Source organism: Phytopseudomonas punonensis (genome assembly GCF_900142655.1).
Classification (GTDB): Bacteria; Pseudomonadota; Gammaproteobacteria; order Pseudomonadales; family Pseudomonadaceae; genus Aquipseudomonas; species Aquipseudomonas punonensis.
This window is the reverse complement of record NZ_FRBQ01000008.1, coordinates 114,203-136,724: the sequence shown is the minus strand read 5'-3', so window position 1 is coordinate 136,724 and position 22,522 is coordinate 114,203. Positions and strand designations below refer to the sequence as shown.

The 22,522-nt window shown below is 60.7% G+C and carries 22 protein-coding genes; 15 read left to right on the top strand and 7 right to left on the bottom strand.

Annotated features, from left to right (window positions below; genetic code table 11):
* Positions 1-89: 89 nt before the first annotated feature.
* Complete coding sequence (locus tag BUC40_RS18080; RefSeq protein ID WP_073267570.1) at positions 90-506, bottom strand: PilZ domain-containing protein; 417 nt, start codon at positions 504-506, stop codon at positions 90-92.
* On the opposite strand from BUC40_RS18080, the gene BUC40_RS18075 reads away from it, so the two are divergent.
* The 3 genes from BUC40_RS18075 (at position 505) to cysB (ending at position 2,613) form a co-directional block, all read left to right on the top strand.
* Entirely contained in the window at positions 505-891 is a 387-nt protein-coding gene (locus BUC40_RS18075) for a YbbN family protein (RefSeq protein WP_073267569.1), read from the top strand. The two genes, BUC40_RS18080 and BUC40_RS18075, sit on opposite strands and share 2 nt — an antisense overlap.
* Before the next feature lie 142 nt (positions 892-1,033).
* The gene (locus BUC40_RS18070; RefSeq protein WP_073267568.1) at positions 1,034-1,531 is read left to right on the top strand and encodes a universal stress protein; all 498 of its coding nucleotides are present in this window, start codon (positions 1,034-1,036) and stop codon (positions 1,529-1,531) included.
* A gap of 107 nt (positions 1,532-1,638) precedes the next feature.
* Positions 1,639-2,613 carry an HTH-type transcriptional regulator CysB gene (gene cysB, locus BUC40_RS18065; RefSeq protein ID WP_073267567.1) on the top strand — a complete coding sequence of 325 codons (975 nt, stop codon included), beginning with the start codon at positions 1,639-1,641 and terminating at the stop codon, positions 2,611-2,613.
* Positions 2,614-2,670: 57 nt separating this feature from the next.
* Here the strand turns inward: cysB and BUC40_RS18060 are convergent, their stop codons facing one another.
* The 4 genes from BUC40_RS18060 to rloA form a co-directional block, all read right to left on the bottom strand.
* Positions 2,671-3,291 (bottom strand): phosphoadenosine phosphosulfate reductase domain-containing protein, encoded by a 621-nt coding sequence (locus BUC40_RS18060; RefSeq protein ID WP_073267566.1) that lies wholly within the window; start codon positions 3,289-3,291, stop codon positions 2,671-2,673.
* A gap of 149 nt (positions 3,292-3,440) precedes the next feature.
* Positions 3,441-4,427 (bottom strand): alpha-L-glutamate ligase-like protein, encoded by a 987-nt coding sequence (locus BUC40_RS18055; RefSeq protein ID WP_073267565.1) that lies wholly within the window; start codon positions 4,425-4,427, stop codon positions 3,441-3,443.
* Between the two features lie 4 nt (positions 4,428-4,431).
* The gene (gene rloB / locus BUC40_RS18050) at positions 4,432-5,958 is read right to left on the bottom strand and encodes an osmotic stress tolerance membrane protein RloB (protein WP_073267564.1); all 1,527 of its coding nucleotides are present in this window, start codon (positions 5,956-5,958) and stop codon (positions 4,432-4,434) included.
* A 5-nt stretch (positions 5,959-5,963) separates the two neighbouring features.
* On the bottom strand, positions 5,964-6,494 hold the full coding sequence (gene rloA, locus BUC40_RS18045) for a retropepsin-like aspartic peptidase RloA (protein WP_073267563.1): 531 nt from the start codon (positions 6,492-6,494) through the stop codon (positions 5,964-5,966).
* A 421-nt stretch (positions 6,495-6,915) separates the two neighbouring features.
* Between rloA and BUC40_RS18040 the strand changes: the two genes are divergently transcribed.
* From BUC40_RS18040 to prpF, 5 genes are all read left to right on the top strand, one after another.
* The gene (locus tag BUC40_RS18040) at positions 6,916-7,635 is read left to right on the top strand and encodes a GntR family transcriptional regulator (protein ID WP_073267562.1); all 720 of its coding nucleotides are present in this window, start codon (positions 6,916-6,918) and stop codon (positions 7,633-7,635) included.
* Entirely contained in the window at positions 7,632-8,516 is an 885-nt protein-coding gene (gene prpB / locus BUC40_RS18035) for a methylisocitrate lyase (RefSeq protein ID WP_073267561.1), read from the top strand. Before BUC40_RS18040 ends, prpB begins: the two co-directional genes overlap by 4 nt.
* Before the next feature lie 70 nt (positions 8,517-8,586).
* Positions 8,587-9,747, top strand: a complete 1,161-nt coding sequence (prpC, locus tag BUC40_RS18030) for a bifunctional 2-methylcitrate synthase/citrate synthase (protein WP_073267560.1) — start codon at positions 8,587-8,589, stop codon at positions 9,745-9,747.
* A gap of 30 nt (positions 9,748-9,777) precedes the next feature.
* A complete protein-coding gene (acnD, locus tag BUC40_RS18025; RefSeq protein WP_167369178.1) occupies positions 9,778-12,387 on the top strand; it encodes a Fe/S-dependent 2-methylisocitrate dehydratase AcnD in 2,610 nt (869 codons plus the stop codon).
* A 164-nt stretch (positions 12,388-12,551) separates the two neighbouring features.
* Positions 12,552-13,730: a 2-methylaconitate cis-trans isomerase PrpF gene (gene prpF, locus BUC40_RS18020; protein WP_139272208.1), complete on the top strand. Its 1,179-nt coding sequence runs from the start codon at positions 12,552-12,554 to the stop codon at positions 13,728-13,730.
* A 2-nt stretch (positions 13,731-13,732) separates the two neighbouring features.
* On the opposite strand, the gene BUC40_RS18015 is transcribed toward prpF, so the two are convergent.
* Positions 13,733-14,371, bottom strand: a complete 639-nt coding sequence (locus BUC40_RS18015; protein WP_073267557.1) for a LysE family translocator — start codon at positions 14,369-14,371, stop codon at positions 13,733-13,735.
* Between the two features lie 21 nt (positions 14,372-14,392).
* A complete protein-coding gene (gene ppsR, locus BUC40_RS18010) occupies positions 14,393-15,211 on the bottom strand; it encodes a posphoenolpyruvate synthetase regulatory kinase/phosphorylase PpsR (protein WP_073267556.1) in 819 nt (272 codons plus the stop codon).
* 178 nt (positions 15,212-15,389) lie between these two features.
* Here ppsR and ppsA point away from each other — a divergent pair, with 178 nt between their 5' ends.
* The 7 genes from ppsA (at position 15,390) to sigX (ending at position 22,418) form a co-directional block, all read left to right on the top strand.
* A complete protein-coding gene (ppsA, locus tag BUC40_RS18005) occupies positions 15,390-17,762 on the top strand; it encodes a phosphoenolpyruvate synthase (protein ID WP_073267555.1) in 2,373 nt (790 codons plus the stop codon).
* Positions 17,763-17,982: 220 nt separating this feature from the next.
* On the top strand, positions 17,983-18,987 hold the full coding sequence (locus BUC40_RS18000) for an alpha/beta fold hydrolase (RefSeq protein WP_073267554.1): 1,005 nt from the start codon (positions 17,983-17,985) through the stop codon (positions 18,985-18,987).
* A gap of 103 nt (positions 18,988-19,090) precedes the next feature.
* Complete coding sequence (rraA, locus tag BUC40_RS17995) at positions 19,091-19,576, top strand: ribonuclease E activity regulator RraA (RefSeq protein WP_073267553.1); 486 nt, start codon at positions 19,091-19,093, stop codon at positions 19,574-19,576.
* A gap of 40 nt (positions 19,577-19,616) precedes the next feature.
* Positions 19,617-20,612: a CorA family divalent cation transporter gene (locus BUC40_RS17990; RefSeq protein WP_073267552.1), complete on the top strand. Its 996-nt coding sequence runs from the start codon at positions 19,617-19,619 to the stop codon at positions 20,610-20,612.
* Between the two features lie 54 nt (positions 20,613-20,666).
* Entirely contained in the window at positions 20,667-20,912 is a 246-nt protein-coding gene (locus BUC40_RS17985) for a CrfX protein (RefSeq protein ID WP_073267551.1), read from the top strand.
* A gap of 1 nt (position 20,913) precedes the next feature.
* Positions 20,914-21,738 carry a mechanosensitive ion channel family protein gene (locus BUC40_RS17980; RefSeq protein ID WP_073267550.1) on the top strand — a complete coding sequence of 275 codons (825 nt, stop codon included), beginning with the start codon at positions 20,914-20,916 and terminating at the stop codon, positions 21,736-21,738.
* Between the two features lie 89 nt (positions 21,739-21,827).
* Complete coding sequence (gene sigX, locus BUC40_RS17975) at positions 21,828-22,418, top strand: RNA polymerase sigma factor SigX (RefSeq protein WP_073267549.1); 591 nt, start codon at positions 21,828-21,830, stop codon at positions 22,416-22,418.
* Positions 22,419-22,522: the final 104 nt, after the last annotated feature.

The following is a 22,522-nucleotide window of genomic DNA, read 5'->3' as shown; positions in this document are numbered from 1 at the left end:
CCAGCGATCCCCGTGCAGCGGGCACAGCAGTATGGGCACAGCGGGGAAGCCGAACCTTAGCGCGTTAGCGCCCGCCTAGACAATGATATTTAAGGTCGCGATGGACTAAAGATGGCCAGTCGCTGCTCACGCCATTCCTTAGCAACGAGCTCAAGCGGCAGTGCTTGGCCGGCCTGTAGCTCGCGATGCCTGCGATAGTGTTCGAGATTGCAGACTTGCTCGACCATATGGGCGCGCAGCTCGGGCGTTTGTTCACTGAAGGTGACGCCGAGCAGATAGCTTTCAGATTGCTGAGCGCACCAGGCGACTTGCCCGTGGCAGGCTATCTGCTCACCGAGTACCGGGATATGCAGCACAACGGGCGTGCCTTGCGGCAGCGGGTGATTTGAATGGCACGCAGCACCGCCGAGACTGATATTGTCGAGGCGTTGGCTGGCGCTGGGCAGATGGCGACGTAGCCTCAACTCCACGGGCAGATTACTGCTATGACGAAGAAAGCGACGCATGAACGACCACTCCAGTTGCCATCAGATTGATATTGCCTTGCCGAGTATAACGACGCAATTGGAATTGACAGATTTTGATGCCGATCGGCAATTGATGAGTCTGCGTGGCACCTCGCTGGTGATCTTTACCAGCCAGGGTTGCGCTGCGTGCCGCTACGCGCGCAAGCAGCTGGCGCATATGGCGTTGCCAATCGAGCGATTGGCGTGGATCGATGCTGGCGACAACTATGGCCTGGTGCAGCGCTATGAAGTCTTGCGGTTGCCGGCCTTCTTTGTGGTGCACGATGGCGAGTTTCTCGGTGCGCTGCATAGCCGTCTCACTGCATTAGAGCTTCAGGAAGCACTGGCCGAAGCGTTTGAGAGAGTTCCTGACGAGCTTCCTTGATCTGATCCTGTACGGCTTTCGCGCCCTCACAAGTCTCTCGAGTTTTGCTGGCGATATCTGCGAGTCATCATAAACGGCCGCTTTTTAAAGGCGCTGCTAAGCTGATTCCAGGCCCCGCCGCGCCGGCAGTTGAGGAGGCCGCATGATTCGTTCGATTCTCTACGCTACAGATCTTGGTTTGTATGCGCCTTATGTTCTGCAGCACGCCCTGGCAATGGCGCGCAGTTTCAAGGCGCGCTTGCATGTGGTGCATGTGGTGGAGCCAATGGGGCTGTTTGCCGAGTCGGTGCTGCAAACCTACGTTGATGAAGTACGCCTAAAGGAGTTGCGTAGTACCGGGCTGGAAACGGTGATGAACAATATTGAAATGCGTGTGCTCGAGGGGTTTCGTGACGAACTGGGCGACAACCGTGAGGATCTCGAGCTGATCGGCTCGGTCAGCGTGTTGCGCGGTGATCCGCCGATTTCGATTCTCGAGGAGACCCAGAAACTCGGGGTGGATTTATTGGTCGTAGGCAGTCATAGCCATGGTGCAGCGCTTGAAGTGCCCATGGGTCGCACCGCCGCTCGATTGCTGCAGCTGTGCGATGTGCCGGTTTATCTGGTACCCATGCTGCAGCATCGATCCCGTCACGAATGAAGTGACTCTACCCAGATAAAGAATCTATATGTACCGCCTCTACCATTAATATGGTTATATAGCTGATCGACGATCAGGCGGCGGCCTATACGCTTTGAGGGATATATATGAAGCTTCAGCAACTGCGCTACATCTGGGAAGTCGCGCATCATGACCTCAACGTTTCCGCCACGGCGCAAAGCCTCTATACCTCGCAGCCTGGTATCAGCAAACAGATCCGCCTGCTTGAGGATGAGCTGGGCGTCGAAGTCTTCGCCCGTAGCGGCAAGCACCTGACCCGCGTCACGCCTGCCGGTGAGCGCATCATCACCACCGCAGGGGAGATCTTGCGCAAGGTCGAAAGCATCAAGCAGATCGCTCAGGAATTCTCCAACGAGAAGAAGGGCACGCTGTCGATTGCCACCACCCATACCCAGGCGCGTTATGCGCTGCCGCCGGTGATCAGCAGCTTCATCAAGCAGTATCCGGATGTCGCGCTGCACATGCACCAGGGTACGCCAACGCAGATCGCCGAGATGGCCGCCGATGGCACCGTCGACTTCGCCATCGCGACCGAAGGTTTGGAGCTCTATAACGACCTAGTGATGATGCCGTGCTATCGCTGGAATCGCTGTGTGATCGTTCCTCAAGGCCATCCGCTGAGCAAGCTGCCGAAGCTGACGCTCGAAGCGCTGGCCGAGCACGAAATCGTCACCTACACCTTCGGCTTTACCGGCCGCTCCAAGCTCGACGAAGCCTTTAGTCATCGCGGGCTGACGCCCAAGGTGGTATTCACCGCCGTCGATGCCGACGTGATCAAAACCTACGTGCGCCTTGGTCTGGGCGTGGGGATCGTTGCGGGGATGGCGGTCGATCCGAAGCTGGATCCTGATCTGGTGGTGCTCGATGCCAGCGAGCTGTTCGAGTCCAGCGTGACCCGCATCGGCTTCCGCCGTGGCACTTTCTTGCGTGGCTTCATGTGCGACTTCATCGAGACATTCGCTCCGCACCTGACCCGTGATGTGCTGGCCAAGGCCGTGCAGTGCCACAACAAGGTCGAGCTCGAAGAGTTGTTCAAGGATGTGAAGTTGCCGCTGCACTGATCGACGCAGCAGAAACGAAAAATGGCGCCAAGAGGCGCCATTCTTATTGGTTCGGGATCAGTGGCTCAGGTGCAGGCCGCATTCCCGGTTGTCTTCGCCCTTGGTCGGGTCGAAGTAGTCAAAGTTGTTCGGCAGGCCGTGGGCGGTCAGGTACTGATAAAGATCCTTGGAGGACCAGTGCAGCAGCGGGGCGACCTTGATAAGGCCATCCGGGTTGATGCTCACCGGCTGCATCTGTGCGCGAACGGCGGTATCGGTAGCCCGCAGAGCTGTGAACCAGACGCTTGGCGCTGTTTCGCGCAGGGCGCGGGCGAAAGGCTCCAGTTTCACTTCTTCGGTGAAGGCAGCGTGGCGCGGATCGTCCAGGCCTGGCGTCGGGCCGTCTATGGCCTCGCGGTGAGCGCGGCTGCGCTTGGGCAGGTAGGTGATCAGGTTGAGGCCGAGCTGCTTGGTGACCTCATCGGCGAACTTGTAGGTCGCCTCGGTGTTGTAACCGCTATCCATCCACACAATCGGAATATCGGCTTTGGCCTGGCTGACCATGTGCAGAATCACCGCTTCGAACGGGCGGAAGTTGGTGGTGCAGATCGCTGGTTTGCCCAGGCCGATTGCCCACTCGACCAGCTTTTGTGGCTGGTTGGCGAATTCTGCGTTGAGTCTGTCCAGATCGAGATCCATTGCGGGCTCCGAGGCATGTAGATGAGGAGGGCGATGGTAGCAAATCAACAATACGTTCGGGGCGCTGATGCCACACGCACTCTTTGAGTCTGAAGCTTCTGTTTGCAGAAAGCCTACTGTCGATAGCGCTCGACAGCAGGCTGCTTGCATCAGATTTCAGCAGGCGGAATGTGCCCAAACAGTTTCTGCGAGAAGCGGGTACGTTCTTCGGCGTTTTCCTGGATGCCCTTGGCTTTGAGCTCTTCCAGGCGAGCCTCCACCGCGTGGGCGCGATGGGTGAGGCCACAGTCGTTGGCGATCTGGATGTTCAAGCCTGGGCGGGCGTTGAGCTCGAGAATCAGTGGGCCCTTGTCCTGGTCCAGCACCATGTCGACGCCGATATAGCCCAGGCCGCACAGCTCATAGCAGCCAGCGGCGAGTTTCATAAAGCCATCCCAGTTCGGCAGCTGTACGCCATCCACCGCATTGGTGGTGTCCGGGTGCTTGCTGATCTTGTTGTTCAGCCAGGTGCCTCGCAGCGTCACGCCAGTGGCCAGGTCCACACCGACGCCGATGGCGCCCTGGTGCAGGTTGGCCTTGCCGCCCGACTGGCGGGTTGGCAGGCGCAGCATGGCCATCACCGGGTAGCCCATCAGTACGATGATGCGGATGTCCGGCACGCCTTCGTAGCTGATGCTTTTGAAGATGCTGTCCGGCGTTACCCGATACTCGATCAGTGCACGATCGCGGTGGCCGCCAAGCGAGTACAGCCCCGAGAGAATGCTGGAGATCTGCTGCTCGATTTCCGAGTGGCTGACGATCTTGCCCGACACCGTCTTGAAGCGATCCTCGAAGCGGTCGGCGATCACCAGAATGCCGTCGCCACCGGCGCCTTGGGCCGGCTTGACGACGAAATCGCTGCGCTCGCCAATGATCTTGTCGAGGTTGTCGATTTCCTTCTCGGTGGAGATCACCCCGTACATTTCCGGCACGTGGATGCCCGCTTCGATGGCCCGCTCCTTGGTGATGATCTTGTCATCGACGATCGGATACAGGTGACGCTTGTTGTACTTGAGCACATAGTCCGCGTTGCGGCGGTTGATGCCCATGATGCCCTTGGCTTCAAGGGCCTTCCAGGTTTTCCAGAGACCTAACATTGGCTCAATCCTTCAGGAAGGCTTTGAAGCGGAACAGTTCGGTCAGGCGGTAGCCGCGGTAGCGACCCATCGCCAGCATGAAGCCCACCAGAATCAGCAGAATCGCTGGGAAGGTGAACACGAAGTAAATCAGCTCCGGTACGGTCATCAGCAGATGCGCGATGGTTGCTGCGAACAGGGTGCCGATGGCGACCTTGAAGGCATGGCTGCCGCCGCGCTCTTCCCAGGTGATCGACAGGCGTTCGATGGTCATGGTCAGAATCACCATCGGGAACAGGGCAACGGACAGGCCGCGTTCCAGGCCCAGCTTGTGGCTGAACAGGCTGATGGTAGCGATAAGCACCACGACGAAGGTCAGTACCACTGATAGCCTTGGCAGCATCTGTAGCTTCAGGTGCTCAAGATAGGAGCGCAGTGACAGACCTAGCGCGGTGATCACCGTGAACAGGAATATCCCGAAGCCCAGCTGGGTTTCACGGAAGGCCAGGGCGATCAGTACCGGGGTGAAGGTGCCGAGGGTCTGCAGGCCGCCGAGGTTACGCAGGATCAGAATCACCAGCACGCCGATCGGGATCATCACCATGATCATGAAGGTCTGCTGGGTTTGCAGCGGCAGGCCGTACAGCGAGTACTCCAGGAAGTCGGCGTCGGTGTTTTCGTCGGTTAGCTGAGCGAGGCGAATAGCGTTCATCTCGCTGTTGTTCAGTGTGAATGTGGTCGTCGCCTGGCGGCCGCCATCGAGCGTGACCAACGATTCGTCACCGGTCCACCAGACCAGACGATCAGCCGGCAGGCCCTGCTCGCCGGTTTCCGGGTTGAAGTACAGCCAGCGGTCCCCGTTGAAGCTGCGCAGCCACAGTTCCGGGCTTTGCTGAATATCGGCGGCCAGGCGAATGGTGTGCACGCGCTCCATCGGCACGTGGGCAATGGACAGCAAAAGCTCCACGGCCTGGGCTTTCTTGAGGGTCGAGGCATCGCCGCCGAGCAGCAGCTTGGCGTTGTCGTCATTGGTGTTGTTGACGCGTTTGATGGTTTCGCTGATGAACGTTTCGACGTCGGCCGAGTGCTGGCGAATCGGCGCCAGCAGCGCCTCTGCAGCGATTTTCTCGGGGCCTTCCACCGGGATGCTGTCGCGGAAGATCGGGCCCTTTGGCTTGGCCTGCTCACCGCTGTAGCGCTTGGTCAGTACCAGACGGTAGTAGAGCGTCTGCTTGCCGCTGGCGCGGCGGGCCGACCAGGTCACCTTACGGTTGCCATCGGCACGATTGACGCTCACCCCATAGTTGTTGGAGATGAAGCTCTCATTGAGGCTGACGTAATCCTGATTCAGCGGCGGTACGAACATCTGCAGCTTGATCGGGTCGCGACCATTGGCCTGGAATTCGACCCGGGTGTCGATGTTCCAGAGGTCGTCGGTTTCGTCACTGCTGACCGGAATGCCGAGGATGAAAATCTGATAGGCCGTAATCAGAACGCCCAGTGTCACCAATACGGTGATCAGGATTTTCAGATGCAGGGTAAGAGAGCGCATGGGGATTACTCGCCGGATTTTGCGTTGGAGCAGTCAGGTTTCCCTGCTGCATATTTTAGGCTTGGGTCGACCAGGGCATCGAAGCGCTTAAGCGCGTCGGAGCCGATCAAGAGCGGATATTGAAACGCGCTGCGATCGGTAAGGTTCACTTCGATCTGGCGCTTGGCACCGCCCATGCACACGTCGAGTTCGATCACTGGGCGTGCGGTATAGGTCTTCTCGTCATCTTCGTCGACATCGCCGGCACGCCGCTTGATCTTGCTGATGCGGGCCAGTGGCCGCTCGATCGGGTGCGCATGGGCATCGTCGATGGCCAGATAGAAACGCACCCAGCGTTCACCGTCGCGCTTGAATCGTTCGATGTCGCGGGCGCTGAGCGAGGCAGTCTGGGCGCCAGTGTCGAGCTTGGCCGCCACTTGCACGTCGATGTCGAGGCTGACGTATTCGTTCAGGCCGTAGATGGTTTTGTCCGCTGCAATAGCGTGGCAAGAAAGCGCCAGCAAGCAGGGCAGAGTAGTTAGGAAATGAAGTCTCATGGGTCCTTGAGTCGGTGAAGCGATGGGACGATCCATGCGCCATTGAAGACGGCCATCACAGCCGCCGCAGCAGCGGTCGGATGGCTAAATGAGGCGAAGTCTAGCATGGCCAGCGAACGCGCTGACAATCGCTTGTGCGGCGCGGCCTTGGTGCCTTGTCACAGTTGCATCTATCTGTTTGCTAAGGCTTTTGGCTGCAGTTGTCAGCGCCGGTGTTTCGGCATGCAATCGCGGCTGGATAGACAAGTGCTACAGCGAGTAATTCAACGCCAAGCGGGGGCTGTATGGGGCAGCCACGTGGCTTGCTGATTGATCGCAGTGCGTCTTCGTCACGCCGCCTTCAAGATTGTCGACAGTTGTTGCTTGAAAAATCGGATTTTATCGGTTTATCTAGGCAGATATCGCTTTGAGTGTCGACAATATGCTGGATGCCATTGAGGTTCACAGTAACGGGGATGACTCCGGCACGCTGGCCGAAAACGTCTTCCGCCAGATTCAGCTGGCCATCGTGCGTGGCGAGATTGCCCCGGGCTCGAAGATTTCCGAGCCGGAGCTGGCGCGTACCTACGGTATCAGCCGCGGGCCGTTGCGTGAGGCGATTCACCGGCTGGAAGGGCAGAAGCTTTTGGTGCGGGTGCCCCATGTGGGCGCGCGGGTGGTGTCGCTCAGTCACGCCGAGCTGATAGAACTGTACGAAATTCGCGAATCTCTGGAAGGCATGGCCTGCCGTCAGGCGGCCGAGCGCATGAGCCAGGAGGAGATCGACGACTTGCGCCGGGTGCTGGAGCTGCACGAGCAGGATGCCGCGTTCCAGGCCGGCGTCGGCTACTACCAGCAGGAAGGCGACTTCGACTTCCACTACCGGATCATCCAGGGCAGCGGCAACCGTACCCTGGCCAAGTTGCTGTGCGACGAGCTGTATCAGCTGGTGCGCATGTACCGGCTGCAGTTTTCCGCCACGCCCAATCGGCCGCACCAGGCCTTCGCCGAACACCACCGTATTCTCGACGCCATTGCCGACCGTGACGGCGAACTGGCCGAGCTGCTGATGCGCCGTCATATCGGCGCCTCCAAACGCAATATCGAGCGCCACTATAAAGACGCGCTCGCCACTTCATCCAAGACTCGAGGTAATTCATGACCCAGCTTTCCGCCGGCCAGCGTTTCCGCCAGGCCCTCGCCGAAGAGCAACCGCTGCAGGTGATCGGCGCGATCAACGCCAACCATGCGCTGCTGGCCCAGCGTGCCGGCTTCAAGGCGATCTACCTATCCGGCGGCGGTGTGGCGGCGGGCTCGCTAGGTTTGCCGGACCTGGGCATCAACACCCTGGAAGATGTGCTGATCGATGTACGCCGCATTACCGACGTCTGCGATTTGCCGCTTATGGTCGATATCGACACCGGCTTCGGGCCCAGCGCCTTCAATATCGAGCGCACCATCAAGAGCCTGATCAAGGCCGGCGCGGCGGCGGCGCACATCGAGGATCAGGTCGGCGCCAAGCGTTGCGGTCACCGCCCGGGCAAGGAAATCGTTTCCTGCGAGGAAATGGTCGACCGGGTCAAGGCGGCCGCCGATGCCAAGACCGATCCGGACTTCTTCCTGATCGCCCGCACCGATGCGATCCAGGCCGAGGGCGTGGACGCCGCCATCGAGCGTTGCCTTCGTTATGTGGAGGCGGGCGCCGACGGCATCTTCGCCGAAGCCGCCGTTGATCTGCCCACCTACCAGCGCTTCGTCGAGGCACTGAGCGTGCCGATACTGGCCAATATCACCGAATTCGGCGCCACGCCGTTGTTCACTCGCGACGAGTTGGCCTTGGTGGGCGTGGCCATCCAGCTCTACCCACTGTCGGCGTTCCGCGCGGCCAACAAGGCAGCGGAAAGTGTTTACACCTCGATTCGCCAGAATGGTCATCAGCAGGACGTGGTCGAACAGATGCAGACCCGTGCCGAGCTGTATGACCGCATCGGTTATCACGCCTTCGAGCAGAAACTCGACGCGCTATTCGCCGCCAAGAAGTGATCGCCTGGCGGGCTGCGCTGCAGCCCGTGCATAACAACAAGACATCCCCTGCGGATGAAAGGAGAGACTGATGAGCGCCACCGACACCACCGTTGCGGGCTTCAAACCGAAGAAATCCGTTGCCCTGAGCGGCACCGCCGCCGGCAACACTGCGCTGTGCACCGTGGGGCGCACCGGCAACGACCTGCATTACCGCGGTTATGACATTCTCGATGTTGCCAACACCTGCGAGTTCGAGGAAATCGCTCACCTGCTGGTACACGGCAAACTGCCGACCGTGGCCGAATTGACCGCCTACAAGGCCAAGCTCAAGGCGCTGCGTGGATTGCCCGCAGCACTCAAGGTCGCGCTGGAGCAGCTGCCGCCTTCGGCCCACCCGATGGATGTGATGCGCACCGGGGTGTCGGTGCTCGGTTGCCTGTCGCCGGAGAAGGATGATCACAACCACCCCGGCGCGCGGGATATCGCTGACAAGCTGATGGCCTCGCTCGGCTCGATGCTGCTCTATTGGTACCACTTCAGCCACAACGGCAAGCGCATCGACGTAGAGACCGACGACGACTCCATCGGTGGGCATTTCCTGCATCTGTTGCACGGCAAAGTGCCTGGCGATTCCTGGGTGCGCGCCATGCACACTTCGCTGAACCTGTATGCCGAGCACGAATTCAATGCGTCGACCTTCACTTCGCGGGTGATCGCCGGCACCGGGTCTGATTTGTTTTCCGCCATCGCCGGTGGTATCGGCGCATTGCGTGGGCCCAAGCACGGCGGCGCCAACGAGGTGGCTTTCGAGATCCAGAAACGCTACGACACCCCCGATGAGGCGGAGGCCGATATTCGTGCGCGGGTGGAGAAGAAAGAGGTGGTGATCGGCTTCGGCCACCCGGTCTACACCGTCAGTGATCCGCGCAACAAGGTGATCAAGGAAGTCGCCCGCGAGCTGTCTGCCGAGCAGGGCAACAACAAGATGTTCGACATCGCCGAGCGCCTGGAAACCATCATGTGGGACATCAAGAAGATGTTCCCCAACCTCGACTGGTTCAGTGCCGTGAGCTACCACATGATGGGCGTGCCCACTGCCATGTTCACGCCGCTGTTCGTCATCGCCCGCACTGCCGGCTGGTCCGCCCACGTCATTGAGCAGCGCATCGACGGCAAGATCATCCGCCCGAGCGCCAACTACACAGGCCCCGAAGACCTGAAGTTCGTGCCGCTCAAGGACCGCAAATAACTAATCATGGAAAACACCATGAACGACACCGTGAATAGCAGATACCGCAAGCGCCTGCCTGGCACCGCGCTGGATTACTTCGATGCCCGTGAGGCGGTGGATGCGATCCAGGCCGGTGCCTGGGCGAAGCTGCCCTACACCTCGCGCGTGCTTGCCGAGCAACTGGTACGCCGTTGCGAGCCGCAGGATCTGACCGCCGCGCTGGAGCAACTGGTCTACCGCAAGCGCGACCTGGACTTTCCCTGGTACCCGGCACGCGTAGTCTGCCACGACATTCTCGGCCAGACCGCGCTGGTCGACCTGGCCGGCCTGCGTGACGCCATCGCCGAAAAAGGTGGTGACCCATCCAAGGTCAACCCGGTGGTGCCGACCCAGCTGATCGTCGACCACTCCCTGGCCGTGGAAGCTGCAGGTTTCGACCCGGACGCCTTCGAGAAGAACCGCGCCATCGAGGATCGCCGCAACGAGGACCGCTTTCACTTCATCGACTGGACCAAAACCGCCTTCAAGAACGTCGACGTGATCCCGGCCGGCAACGGCATCATGCACCAGATCAACCTGGAGAAGATGAGCCCGGTGATCCAGGCGCGCGGCGGCATCGCGTTTCCCGACACCTGCGTCGGCACCGACTCGCACACCCCGCACGTCGATGCCCTGGGCGTGATCGCCATCGGCGTCGGCGGCCTGGAGGCCGAGACGGTGATGCTCGGCCACCCCTCGATGATGCGCCTGCCGGATATCGTCGGCGTCGAGCTGACCGGCAAGCGCCAACCGGGTATCACCGCCACCGATATCGTCCTGGCGCTGACCGAGTTCCTGCGCAAGGAGCGGGTAGTGGGTGCCTGGGTCGAGTTCTTTGGCGAGGGCGCGGACAGCCTGTCCATCGGCGACCGCGCGACCATTTCCAATATGTGCCCCGAGTATGGTGCGACGGCTTCGATGTTCTATATCGACGGCCAGACCATCGATTACCTCAAGCTCACTGGCCGTGAGCCAGAGCAGGTGGCGCTGGTGGAAACCTACGCCAAGACCCTCGGCCTGTGGAGCGACGCGCTGAAAACCGCCGAGTACGAGCGTGTGCTGCGCTTCGACCTAGGCAGCGTGGTGCGCAATATGGCAGGTCCCAGCAACCCGCACCGCCGCCTGCCCACCTCGGCCCTGGCCGAGCGCGGCATCGCCGACGAAGCCAAGCTGCAAGCCGGCAAGGGCGAAGAAGCCCAGGGGCTGATGCCCGATGGCGCGGTGATCATCGCTGCCATCACCAGTTGCACCAACACCTCCAACCCGCGCAACGTCATCGCCGCCGGCCTGGTGGCGAAGAAGGCCAACGCGCTGGGCCTTGTGCGCAAGCCCTGGGTGAAAACCTCGTTCGCGCCGGGTTCAAAAGTCGCCAAGCTGTATCTGGAGGAGGCCGGTCTGCTGTCGGAATTGGAGCAGCTCGGCTTCGGCATCGTCGCTTACGCTTGCACCACCTGTAATGGCATGTCCGGCGCCCTCGATCCGCTTATCCAGAAAGAGATCATCGACCGCGACCTGTACGCCACGGCCGTGCTCTCGGGTAACCGCAACTTCGACGGGCGTATCCACCCCTATGCCAAGCAGGCCTTCCTGGCTTCGCCGCCGCTGGTGGTGGCCTATGCCATCGCCGGTACCGTACGCTTCGATATCGAGCAGGATGTGCTGGGCAGCGATGCCCAGGGCAACCCGATCACGCTGAAGGATCTGTGGCCGAGCGACGAGGAGATCGACGCCATCGTCGCTGCCTCGGTGAAGCCCGAGCAGTTCAAGCAGATCTATATCCCTATGTTCGACCTGGGCAGCGTGCAGGAGGCCGAGAGCCCTTTGTACGACTGGCGCCCGATGTCCACCTATATCCGTCGCCCGCCGTACTGGGAAGGCGCCCTGGCCGGTGAACGCACGCTCAAGGACATGCTGCCGCTGGCAATCCTGCCGGACAACATCACCACCGATCACCTGTCGCCGTCCAACGCCATCCTGCTGGACTCGGCGGCGGGCGAATACCTGCACAAGATGGGCTTGCCGGAGGAGGACTTCAATTCCTACGCCACTCACCGGGGTGACCATCTGACTGCACAGCGTGCCACCTTCGCCAACCCGCAGTTGGTCAACGAGATGGTGGTGGTCGACGGGCAGGTGAAGAAGGGCTCGCTGGCCCGGGTGGAGCCCGAGGGCCAGGTGATGCGCATGTGGGAGGCGATCGAGACTTATATGAAGCGCAAGCAGAACCTGATCATCGTCGCCGGCGCCGACTACGGCCAAGGCTCGTCGCGCGACTGGGCGGCCAAGGGCGTGCGTCTGGCGGGTGTGGAAGTGATCGTTGCCGAAGGCTTCGAGCGCATCCATCGCACCAACCTGGTGGGCATGGGCGTGCTGCCGGTGGAATTCAAACCAGGCACCACGCGCCTGACCTTGGGCCTGGACGGCACCGAGACCTATGACGTCGAAGGCGAGATCGCGCCGCGCTGCGACCTTACCCTGGTGGTCAAACGCCGCAACGGCGAGGTGCTGCGCGTGCCGGTGACCTGCCGCCTGGACACTGCCGCCGACGTCAGCGTGTACAAGGCCGGCGGTGTGCTGCAGCGCTTCGCCAAGGACTTCCTCGAAGGCGCGGTGGCGTGATCACGTAGGGTGGATGGCGCTTTTCCATCCACCGTGGCGAGTTCCACTGTGGATGGATGAGGCGTGATCTACGCGCCCCTATCCACCCTATGATTTGTTTAGCGCATAGCCAGGATGTAATTCGGGAAAAACCAGCACCACCATTTTCTATCAGGACTGCCCCCATGGCTTATCTGCCTCAAGTAAAAATCCCCGCCACCTATATGCGTGGCGGTACCAGCAAGGGCGTGTTCTTCCGGCTGCAAGATCTGCCCGAGCCCTGTCAGGCGCCAGGCGAGGTCCGTGATCGACTGTTCATGCGGGTGATCGGCAGCCCCGATCCGTACTCGGCGCATATCGATGGCATGGGCGGTGCGACGTCGAGCACCTCCAAATGCGTGATCCTGTCGAAAAGCAGCCGGCCGGATCATGATGTCGACTACCTCTACGGTCAGGTGTCCATCGACAAGGCCTTCGTCGACTGGAGCGGCAATTGCGGCAACCTGTCCACCGCCGCCGGCGCCTTCGCCATCCATGCCGGTCTGCTCGACCCCGCGCGGATTCCCGACAACGGCACCTGCGTGGTGCGCATCTGGCAGGCCAACATCCACAAGACCATCATCGCCCATGTACCGGTCAGCAATGGCCAGGTACAGGAAACCGGAGACTTCGAGCTGGACGGCGTGACCTTCCCGGCGGCGGAGATCGTGCTGGAGTTCCTCGACCCGTCCGAGGATGGCGAGGAGGGCGGTTCGATGTTTCCCACCGGTAATCTGGTGGACGAGCTGGACGTACCGGGTGTCGGTATTTTCAAGGCGACCATGATCAGTGCAGGTATTCCGACGATCTTCGTCAACGCCGCTGATATTGGCTATCAAGGCACCGAACTGCGCGAAGACATCAACTCGGACCCGGCGCAGTTGGCGCGTTTCGAGCGGATACGCGTGGCTGGCGCGTTGCGAATGGGCTTGATCAAGACGCCGGAGGAGGCGTTGACTCGCCAGCACACGCCCAAGATCGCCTTCATCAGCCCACCGAAAAGTTACGCCGCCTCGAGTGGCAAGACGGTCGAGGCGGGCGAGGTCGACCTGCTGGTGCGGGCGCTATCCATGGGCAAGCTGCACCACGCCATGATGGGCACCTGCGCGGTGGCCATCGGCGCGGCGGCGGCGGTGCCTGGCACGCTGGTCAACCAGGCAGCGGGCGGCGGCGAGCTGCAGGCGGTGCGCTTCGGCCACCCGTCCGGCACCTTGCGCGTTGGCGCCGAGGCCAGTCAGGTGGACGGCAGTTGGGTGGTCACCAAGGCGATCATGAGCCGCAGTGCGCGGATCCTGATGGAGGGCTGGGTGCGTGTGCCGGCCTAGCCTTAACGCTGCGTCGTACTGAGCAACAGGCCACCAGCGCCCATGAAGAAGGCGCCGGTGGTACGGTTCAAGCGCTGCGCGCCTCGCCGCGTGCGGATGAAGCGGCGGATCTGCCGGCCGAACAGGGCGTAGACCAGCGAGGCTGCGTATTCGGCCAGCAGGTAGGTGGCGCCCAGGTAGATGAACTGCTCGGTAGCCGGCTCGCCTGGCTTGATGAACTGCGGGAACACCGCCGCGAACAGCAGAATAGCCTTGGGATTGCTGATGCCGATCAGAAACTCCTGCAGCATCAGCTTGCCGAGCTGGCGCTGCGGCTGCACGACCGGCACGGCGCCCTCGAGATCCAGGCCACTGAACTCACGGCTACGCCAGGCACTGATGCCCAGATACAGCAGGTACAGCGCGCCGATCCATTTGATCACCGTGAAGGCGGTTTCCGACGCCAGCAGCATGGCGCCGAGCCCGACGGCGGAAATGCTCAGAAAGATGGTGAATGCCGCCACCCGCCCGGTGGTGGCCAGCAGCGCTGCGCCGATGCCGTGGCGGATGCCGTTGTTCATCGCGCAGAAGTTGTTGGGCCCCGGCGTCAACGCGATAAGAAAAGCGAGCGGAGCGAAAAGCACGGCGTCGGACAGCGTCATGGCGAGACCCTCATCGGAGCGTTATTTGAAGCGTCGTTCGACGCCTTTTTCCACCAGGATCTTGGCGGAGATTTCCTCGACCGAGAAATGCGTGGAGTCGATGAAGTTTATCGATTCGCGGCGGAACAGGCTTTCCACCTCGCGCACCTCGAACTCGCACTGAGCGTAGCTGGCGTAGCGGCTGTTGGGCTTGCGCTCGTTGCGAATCGCCGCCAGGCGGTCCGGGTCAATGGTCAGGCCGAATAGCTTCTCGCGGTATTTCTTCAGGGAGGCCGGCAGTTGCAGCCGCTCCATGTCGTCCTCGGTAAGCGGGTAGTTGGCGGCGCGAATGCCGTATTGCATGGCCATATAAAGGCAGGTCGGGGTTTTGCCGCAACGCGACACCCCGACCAGGATCAGGTCGGCCTTGTCGTAGTAATGGGTGCGCGCGCCATCGTCGTTGTCGAGGGCGAAGTTGACCGCTTCGATGCGCTCCATGTAGTTGGCGTTGCCGCTGATCGAGTGCGCCTTGCCTACCGAGTAGGAGGAGTGCGAGGCGAGTTCCTGCTCCAGCGGCGCCAGGAAGGTCGAGAAGATATCGATCATGAAGCCGCGCGACTCGGCCAGGATGTCGTGGATCTGCTGGTCAACGATGGTCGCGAAGATGATCGGGTTAGCGCCGTCTTTTTCAGCGGCATTATTGATTTGTTGTACCATGGCGCGCGCTTTTTCAACGCTGTCGACGTACGGCCGCGTGAGCTTGGTGAAGCCGATGGTCTCGAACTGGGCCAGCAGGCTTTGCCCCAATGCTTCGGCGGTGATACCGGTGCCGTCCGAGATGAAGTACGCGGTTCGTGTCATTGCGCAAATGGCCTATAAGCTGGGAACGAATCTTGGCTATGATAGGTCGGTTTTTTGCCGGCCCTGATGGGTTTGCATTGTTACTTATTTTCCAGGGCCAGGCCATTGTCCACCCGGCGCATGCCGACGGCGTTTCCAGCCCCATGAGCTTTTCCAACACTGAAGTGGAGAGATCACCTTGGCAGAGTACGTAGTTTCCCTCGATAAGCTCGGCAATCACGACGTCGAGCATGTAGGGGGCAAGAACGCCTCCCTCGGCGAGATGATCAGCAACCTGGCGGGCGCTGGCGTTTCGGTTCCCGGTGGTTTCGCCACGACAGCCCAGGCCTATCGCGACTTCCTTGAGCAGAGCGGCCTCAACGCGCAGATCCACGAAGCGCTGGACGCCCTGGATGTCGACGACGTCAACGCCCTGGCCAAGACCGGCGCGCAGATTCGCCAGTGGGTGATGGACGCCGAGTTCCCGGCCGAGCTCAACGAGCAGATTCGCACCGCCTTCGCTGCCATGGCGAACGGCAATGACAATATGGCAGTCGCCGTGCGCTCCTCGGCCACCGCTGAAGACCTGCCCGATGCATCCTTTGCCGGCCAGCAGGAAACCTTCCTGAACATCCGCGGCGTGGAAAACGTCATCCGCGCCGCCAAGGAAGTTTTCGCCTCGCTGTTCAACGACCGCGCCATCGCCTACCGCGTGCACCAGGGCTTCGACCACAAGCTGGTCGCCCTGTCTGCCGGCGTACAGCGCATGGTGCGCTCGGAAACCGGCACCGCCGGCGTGATGTTCACCCTCGATACCGAGTCGGGCTTTCGCGATGTGGTATTTATCACTGGCGCCTACGGCCTGGGTGAGACGGTGGTGCAGGGCGCGGTCAACCCTGACGAATTCTATGTTCACAAGCAGACGCTGGAGGCCGGTCGTCCGGCGATCCTGCGGCGCAACCTGGGCAGCAAGGCGATCAAGATGATCTACGGCGATGAAGCCAAGGCCGGCAAGTCGGTCAAGGTGGTCGACGTCGAGCGCGCCGACCGCGCGCGCTTCTGCCTCAGCGATGCCGAGGTCAGCGAACTGGCCAAACAGGCCATGATCATTGAAAAACACTACGGCCGCCCGATGGACATCGAGTGGGCCAAAGATGGCGATGACGGCAAGCTGTACATCGTTCAGGCCCGCCCGGAAACCGTGAAAAGCCGCGCCAGCGCCACGGTGATGGAGCGTTACCTGCTCAAGGAAACCGGCACCGTACTGGTGGAAGGTCGCGCAATCGGCCAGAAAATCGGTGCCGGCAAGGTGCGGGTGATCAACGATGTGTCCGAGATGGACAAGGTCCAGCCCGGCGACGTACTGGTTTCCGACATGACCGACCCGGATTGGGAACCGGTGATGAAACGTGCCAGCGCCATCGTCACCAACCGTGGCGGGCGTACCTGCCACGCGGCGATCATCGCCCGTGAGCTGGGTATTCCGGCGGTGGTCGGTTGTGGCAATGCCACTCACGTACTGCGCGATGGCCAGGGCGTGACGGTTTCCTGCGCCGAGGGTGACACCGGCTTCATTTTCGAAGGTGAGTTGGGCTTCGACGTTCGCAAGAACTCGGTCGACGCCATGCCCGAACTGCCGTTCAAGATCATGATGAACGTCGGCAATCCGGATCGCGCTTTCGATTTCGCCCAGCTGCCCAACGCCGGTATCGGCCTGGCGCGCCTGGAATTCATCATCAACCGCATGATCGGCGTGCACCCCAAGGCGCTGCTGAACATGGACGGCCTGCCGCCGGAAATCCGCGAAAGCGTCGAGAAGCGCATCGCCGGTTATCCTGATCCGGTGAGCTTCTATGTAGAGAAGCTGGTTGAGGGCATCAGTACCCTGGCCGCGGCGTTCTGGCCGAAGAAGGTCATCGTGCGTCTGTCGGACTTCAAGTCCAATGAATACGCCAACCTGATCGGCGGCAAGCTCTACGAGCCGGAAGAAGAAAACCCGATGCTGGGTTTCCGCGGTGCCTCGCGCTACATCAGCGAGTCGTTCCGTGATTGCTTCGAGCTGGAATGCCGTGCGCTGAAGAAAGTGCGCAACGAGATGGGCCTGACCAACGTCGAGATCATGGTACCGTTCGTGCGCACCTTGGGCGAAGCCAAGCAGGTCGTGGATCTGCTGGCCGAGAACGGCCTGGCGCGCGGTCAAGATGGTCTGAAGGTCATCATGATGTGCGAACTGCCATCCAACGCCATTCTGGCTGACGAGTTCCTCGAGTACTTCGACGGCTTCTCCATTGGCTCCAACGACCTGACTCAGCTGACCCTGGGGCTGGATCGTGATTCCGGGATCGTCGCGCACCTGTTCGATGAGCGTAACCCGGCGGTCAAGAAGCTGCTGTCGAACGCCATCCAGGCCTGCAACAAGGCTGGCAAGTACATCGGCATCTGCGGTCAGGGCCCGTCGGACCACCCCGATCTGGCACGTTGGTTGATGGATCAGGGCATCGAAAGCGTTTCCCTGAACCCGGATTCAGTATTGGAAACCTGGTTCTTCCTGGCCGAAGCTCAGCCCAGCTGATCGAATGGTCTGAAGGATGACCCGAGGGCAGGTTCTACCTGCCCTTTTTTGTAAGCGCCGCTCCCGGCGATTACTCTGCGGGCCGTTCAGGGTGGTGTGACCATCGCTCAAGGCGTTTTTGTGAAGCACCGTTCTGGCTGCTTCACCCGATTTTGAATGTTGTGCCTGTCCGCCGGTTGACCCGTCGCGGCAAGCTATCTGTTGTGTCAGAGCGAAGAAGATGCAAAGCAGTAGTGAGTTGTTTCCCGTAGCGTTGTTGAGTGCCGAGCTGCGTGGCGATTTGAGTGAAGATGTCTACCGCCTCAAACCGGGTAATAGCCCAGATTTCAGCGTTGAACTGGCCGTTACTCGCTTGGGTTTGGCGGAGCAGGCGCAGGCTCGCGGCGTACCGGTGATTCTGCTGCATGGCAGCTTTTCCAACCGACGCTTTTGGTATTCACCTGCATGCATGGGGCTTGCGCCTTATCTGGTGCGCGCCGGTTTCGATGTGTGGGTCGCTGAGATGCGCGGTCATGGCCTGTCGCCACGAAACCTGGCGTATCGGCACAACTGCGTGGCGGACTACGCCCGCTACGATCTGCCGATGATCGCGGCGTTCGTCGCCGAACTGAATCCGGCACCAGCGCATTGGCTAGGCCACTCACTCGGTGGGCTGACGCTGGCTGCGGCGTTGGGCGGTGGCTATCTGCCTCAGGCGGGAGTGGCAGGCGTCGGTTTGTTCGGTGCCGAAGTCAGTCGCCGTTACTGGGCGCTCAAAATGCCGCCTATCGAGTGGCTGGCGCGGTTGATCCTCAAGCGCTTCCCGGTATTGTCCGGGGCGTGGCTAAAACGCGGCCCTGAGGACGAGCCGGTTGGCATCGCGCTGGAAACGTTGCGCTGGCATCGCCTGTTCGGGCGTTTTGGCGATGCACAGGGCGACTGGCTGAAGGGCCTGAGCACGGTAGCTGTGCCTGTGCTCGCAGTGGCGGGCGAGGGTGATGTGCAGTGCCCGCCGAATGCCTGTCGCGCCTTGCTCGAGCAGTTCACTTCGGCAGATCGTCAGTTCGTCAATCTGGGCCGGGCTAATGGCTTTGCGCAAGACTACGACCACGTGCAGATGCTGGTCAGTAAACAGGCGCAGGATGAAGTTTGGCCACTGGTGCGCCGTTGGCTCGAGGGTGAGCGACAGTCTGCGCCGCACAGGACGGATGAGCCAGGCGCAGCGGTCGTTCCGGCCTCGTCGTGACGCCGCTAAGATGAGGCTGGTGCGACGTCAGGTCGCGCATTGCCCGCGGCATGGCTGATAGAGCTATGCTGCAGGCTTCGAATACCTAGCCAGGAGTTTCGCCATGCACTACAGCACGCCCGATCTGTGTGACGCCAACCCGGAACTGGTCAGCGTCGTGGAGCCGATGTTCAGCAACTTCGGCGGTCGCGACTCGTTTGGCGGGCAGATCGTCACCGTCAAATGCTTCGAGGATAACTCGCTGGTCAAGTCCCAGGCCGACCAGCCCGGTGCCGGCAAGGTGCTGGTGGTCGATGGCGGTGCCTCGCTGCGCTGCGCGTTGCTGGGCGACATGATCGCCGAAAAGGCCGCGAGCAACGGCTGGGAAGGCATGGTCATTTACGGCTGCGTGCGTGACGTCGACGTGCTGGCGCAAACCCATCTGGGCGTACAGGCCCTCGGCAGCCACCCGATGAAGACCGAGAAGCGTGGCCTGGGCGACCTCAACGTGGTGGTCAACTTTGGCGGCGTCACCTTCCGCCCAGGCGAGTACCTGTATGCGGACAACAACGGCATCATCGTTTCACCACAGGCGCTGCAAACCGAGTAACCAGGCACGCTAGTCGCCTGGCAGCTATCAAGGGGTATGGATGTACGAGGAAGACAACGCGCAGTGGGGCCTGGTGCACGGTTTCGTGCTGGATGGCAAGGGCGGCGCCCAGGCGGTGGCACGCGAACAGCTTGACGAATTGCAGCTCGAAGATGGGCAGAGCCTGTGGCTGCATTGGGATCGTAGTCATCCGCAGACCCAGAGCTGGTTGCGCCGCGACAGCGGCTTGAGCGAATTCGCCTGCGACCTGCTGCTTGAGGAAAACACGCGGCCGCGCGCCTTGCCGTTGCCAGATGACGAGCTGCTGCTATTTCTGCGTGGCGTCAACCTCAACCCCGGCGCTGAGCCCGAGGACATGGTCTCTGCGCGTATCTCGGCCGGTGCGCAGCGGGTCATTTCGCTGCGCCTACGGCCACTGCGTGCCACCGAAGATCTGATCGACAGGCTGCAGGCTGGCAAGGGGCCGAGAAATCCCTCCGAGCTGATCCTGCAGCTCAGCGATTACCTGACCGACAAGGTCGAGGATCTGGTCACCGAGCTATCCGATCTAGTGGATGAGCAGGAAGAGAAGGTTGATGGCGATGAACGCATGTTGCCCGATCACAGTCTGCTGCTGCATATCCGGCGCCGCGCCGCGGGTTTGCGCCGCTTCCTGTCGCCGCAGCGCGATATCTACGCGCAGCTCACGCGCAGCCAGTTGCCATGGCTGAGCCATGACGATGGCTTGTACTGGAACGAGCTGAATAACCGCTTGCTGCGTTACCTCGAAGAGCTGGAACTGACGCGCGAGCGCATCGGCCTGCTGCTGGAGACGGAGAATCGCCGGCTGGATGTGCGCATGAACCACATCATGTTCCGCTTCGGCATCATCACCTGCATCTTCCTGCCAATGAGCTTCGTGACCGGGCTGCTGGGCATCAACGTCGGCGGCATTCCTGGCGCCGAGAGCCCCTACGGGTTTCTCGTTGCCTGCCTGCTTATGGTGCTGATCGGCTTTGGGCAGTGGCTATTGTTCCGGCGCTTGCGTTGGGTCTGATGTGACTCACCTCGCAACCGCTTCGTCTAGCGGAGACGTTCTGTGAGGTCTGCCATGCACGATCCATTTGAAGAATCTCTGCGTGATTTGTTGAAAGCATCCTCGTCGCCTGCGCGCGACGAGGATGCCTGCCTGAACCGCGTCCTGAAAACCGCCAACCGCCAGGTTGGCGCAGGGGATCTGTTCGGCCTGATGGGGCACTGGGCCAGCGCTCTGATGATTGCCCTCAACAACGGCTCTTCCCACGTTGCACCGGTTTCACGCCGCCGTGCTGCTCGTTCTTCTGATAAGGCGCAATGAAATGGAACTCGATCCCTGGACTCATAGCCTGGTCGCCGCGATGACGGCGCTGTGGACGAAAGTCGCCAGCTTCATTCCGAATCTGTTTGTCGCACTGGTGCTGGTACTACTCGGCTTCGTGGTCGCCAAACTGCTCGATACCTTGTTGTCCAAGCTGCTCGGTAAAGTTGGCCTCGACCGTCTGATGGCCGGCACTGGCCTCACCAAGATCCTCGGCCGTGCGGGATTTCAGGTTCCTGTCTCCACGCTGATCGGCAAGATCGTCTACTGGTTCGTGCTGCTTATATTCCTGGTCTCGGCTGCCGAGTCGCTGGGACTGGAGCGGGTTTCGGCAACTCTCGACGTGCTGGCGCTGTATCTGCCCAAGGTTTTCGGCGCGGCGCTGATATTGCTGGCCGGCGTGCTCCTGGCGCATTTACTCAGCGGCCTGGTGCGTGGCGCGGCCGAAGGTGTTGGCCTGGAATACGCCCATGGTCTGGCGCGTCTTGCTCAGGGCCTGGTAATCATCATCAGCATCTCCGTGGCCATCGGCCAGTTGGAGGTGAAAACTGACCTGCTCAATAATGTGATCGCCATCGTGCTGATCTCCGTCGGGTTGGCAGTCGCGCTGGCGCTTGGTTTGGGTAGTCGTGATCTGGCCAGCCAGATCTTGGCCGGTATTTATGTACGTGAGCTGTACCAGGTTGGTCAGGAAATCAAAGTGGGGGAAGTTGAAGGTCAGATCGAGGAGATCGGTACGGTGAAAACCACCGTAATGACCGATTCGGGTGAGCTGGTCTCGCTTTCTAATCGCGTGCTGCTCGAACAGCAGGTAAGCAGCCGTTAAGGGGCATTTCTGCTACCCTACGCGCCCATTCAGCGGCCTGTACCTACAGGCGCTGGCTGCTTTCGTCCTGACCGTTGGCCCGACCTGTTTTGAACGCACCCCAATCACCGTCACTGCGCTATGACCCACGCGAGCTCTCGGACGAGGAGCTGGTGGCACGTGCCCATGACGAGTTGTTCCATATCACGCGGGCTTACGAAGAACTCATGCGCCGCTATCAGCGCACCTTGTTCAATGTATGTGCACGATATTTAGGGAACGATCGAGATGCGGACGATGTCTGTCAGGAAGTGATGTTGAAAGTGCTGTACGGGCTTAAAAACTTCGAGGGTAAATCGAAGTTCAAGACTTGGCTCTACAGCATTACTTACAACGAATGCATCACTCAGTACCGCAAGGAGCGTCGCAAGCGTCGTTTGACGGATGCGCTGAGTTTGGATCCTCTGGAAGAAGCGTCTGAAGACAAGGCGCCGAAGATAGAGGATCGAGGTGGTTTGGATCGCTGGCTTGTGCACGTGAATCCGATTGACCGTGAAATCCTGGTGCTGCGTTTTGTCGCAGAGCTGGAGTTTCAGGAGATCGCCGACATCATGCACATGGGACTCAGCGCCACGAAAATGCGTTACAAACGAGCTTTAGACAGATTGCGGGAAAAGTTTGCAGGCATTACTGAAGGTTAGTTCGGTGCAAGCTTTAACTGGCATAGGTGAGTTTTAGTAAACTTACCGACGACTCGCATGTCTACCTGCATGCGGATCAATCACTCATAGATGGGGATTTAACG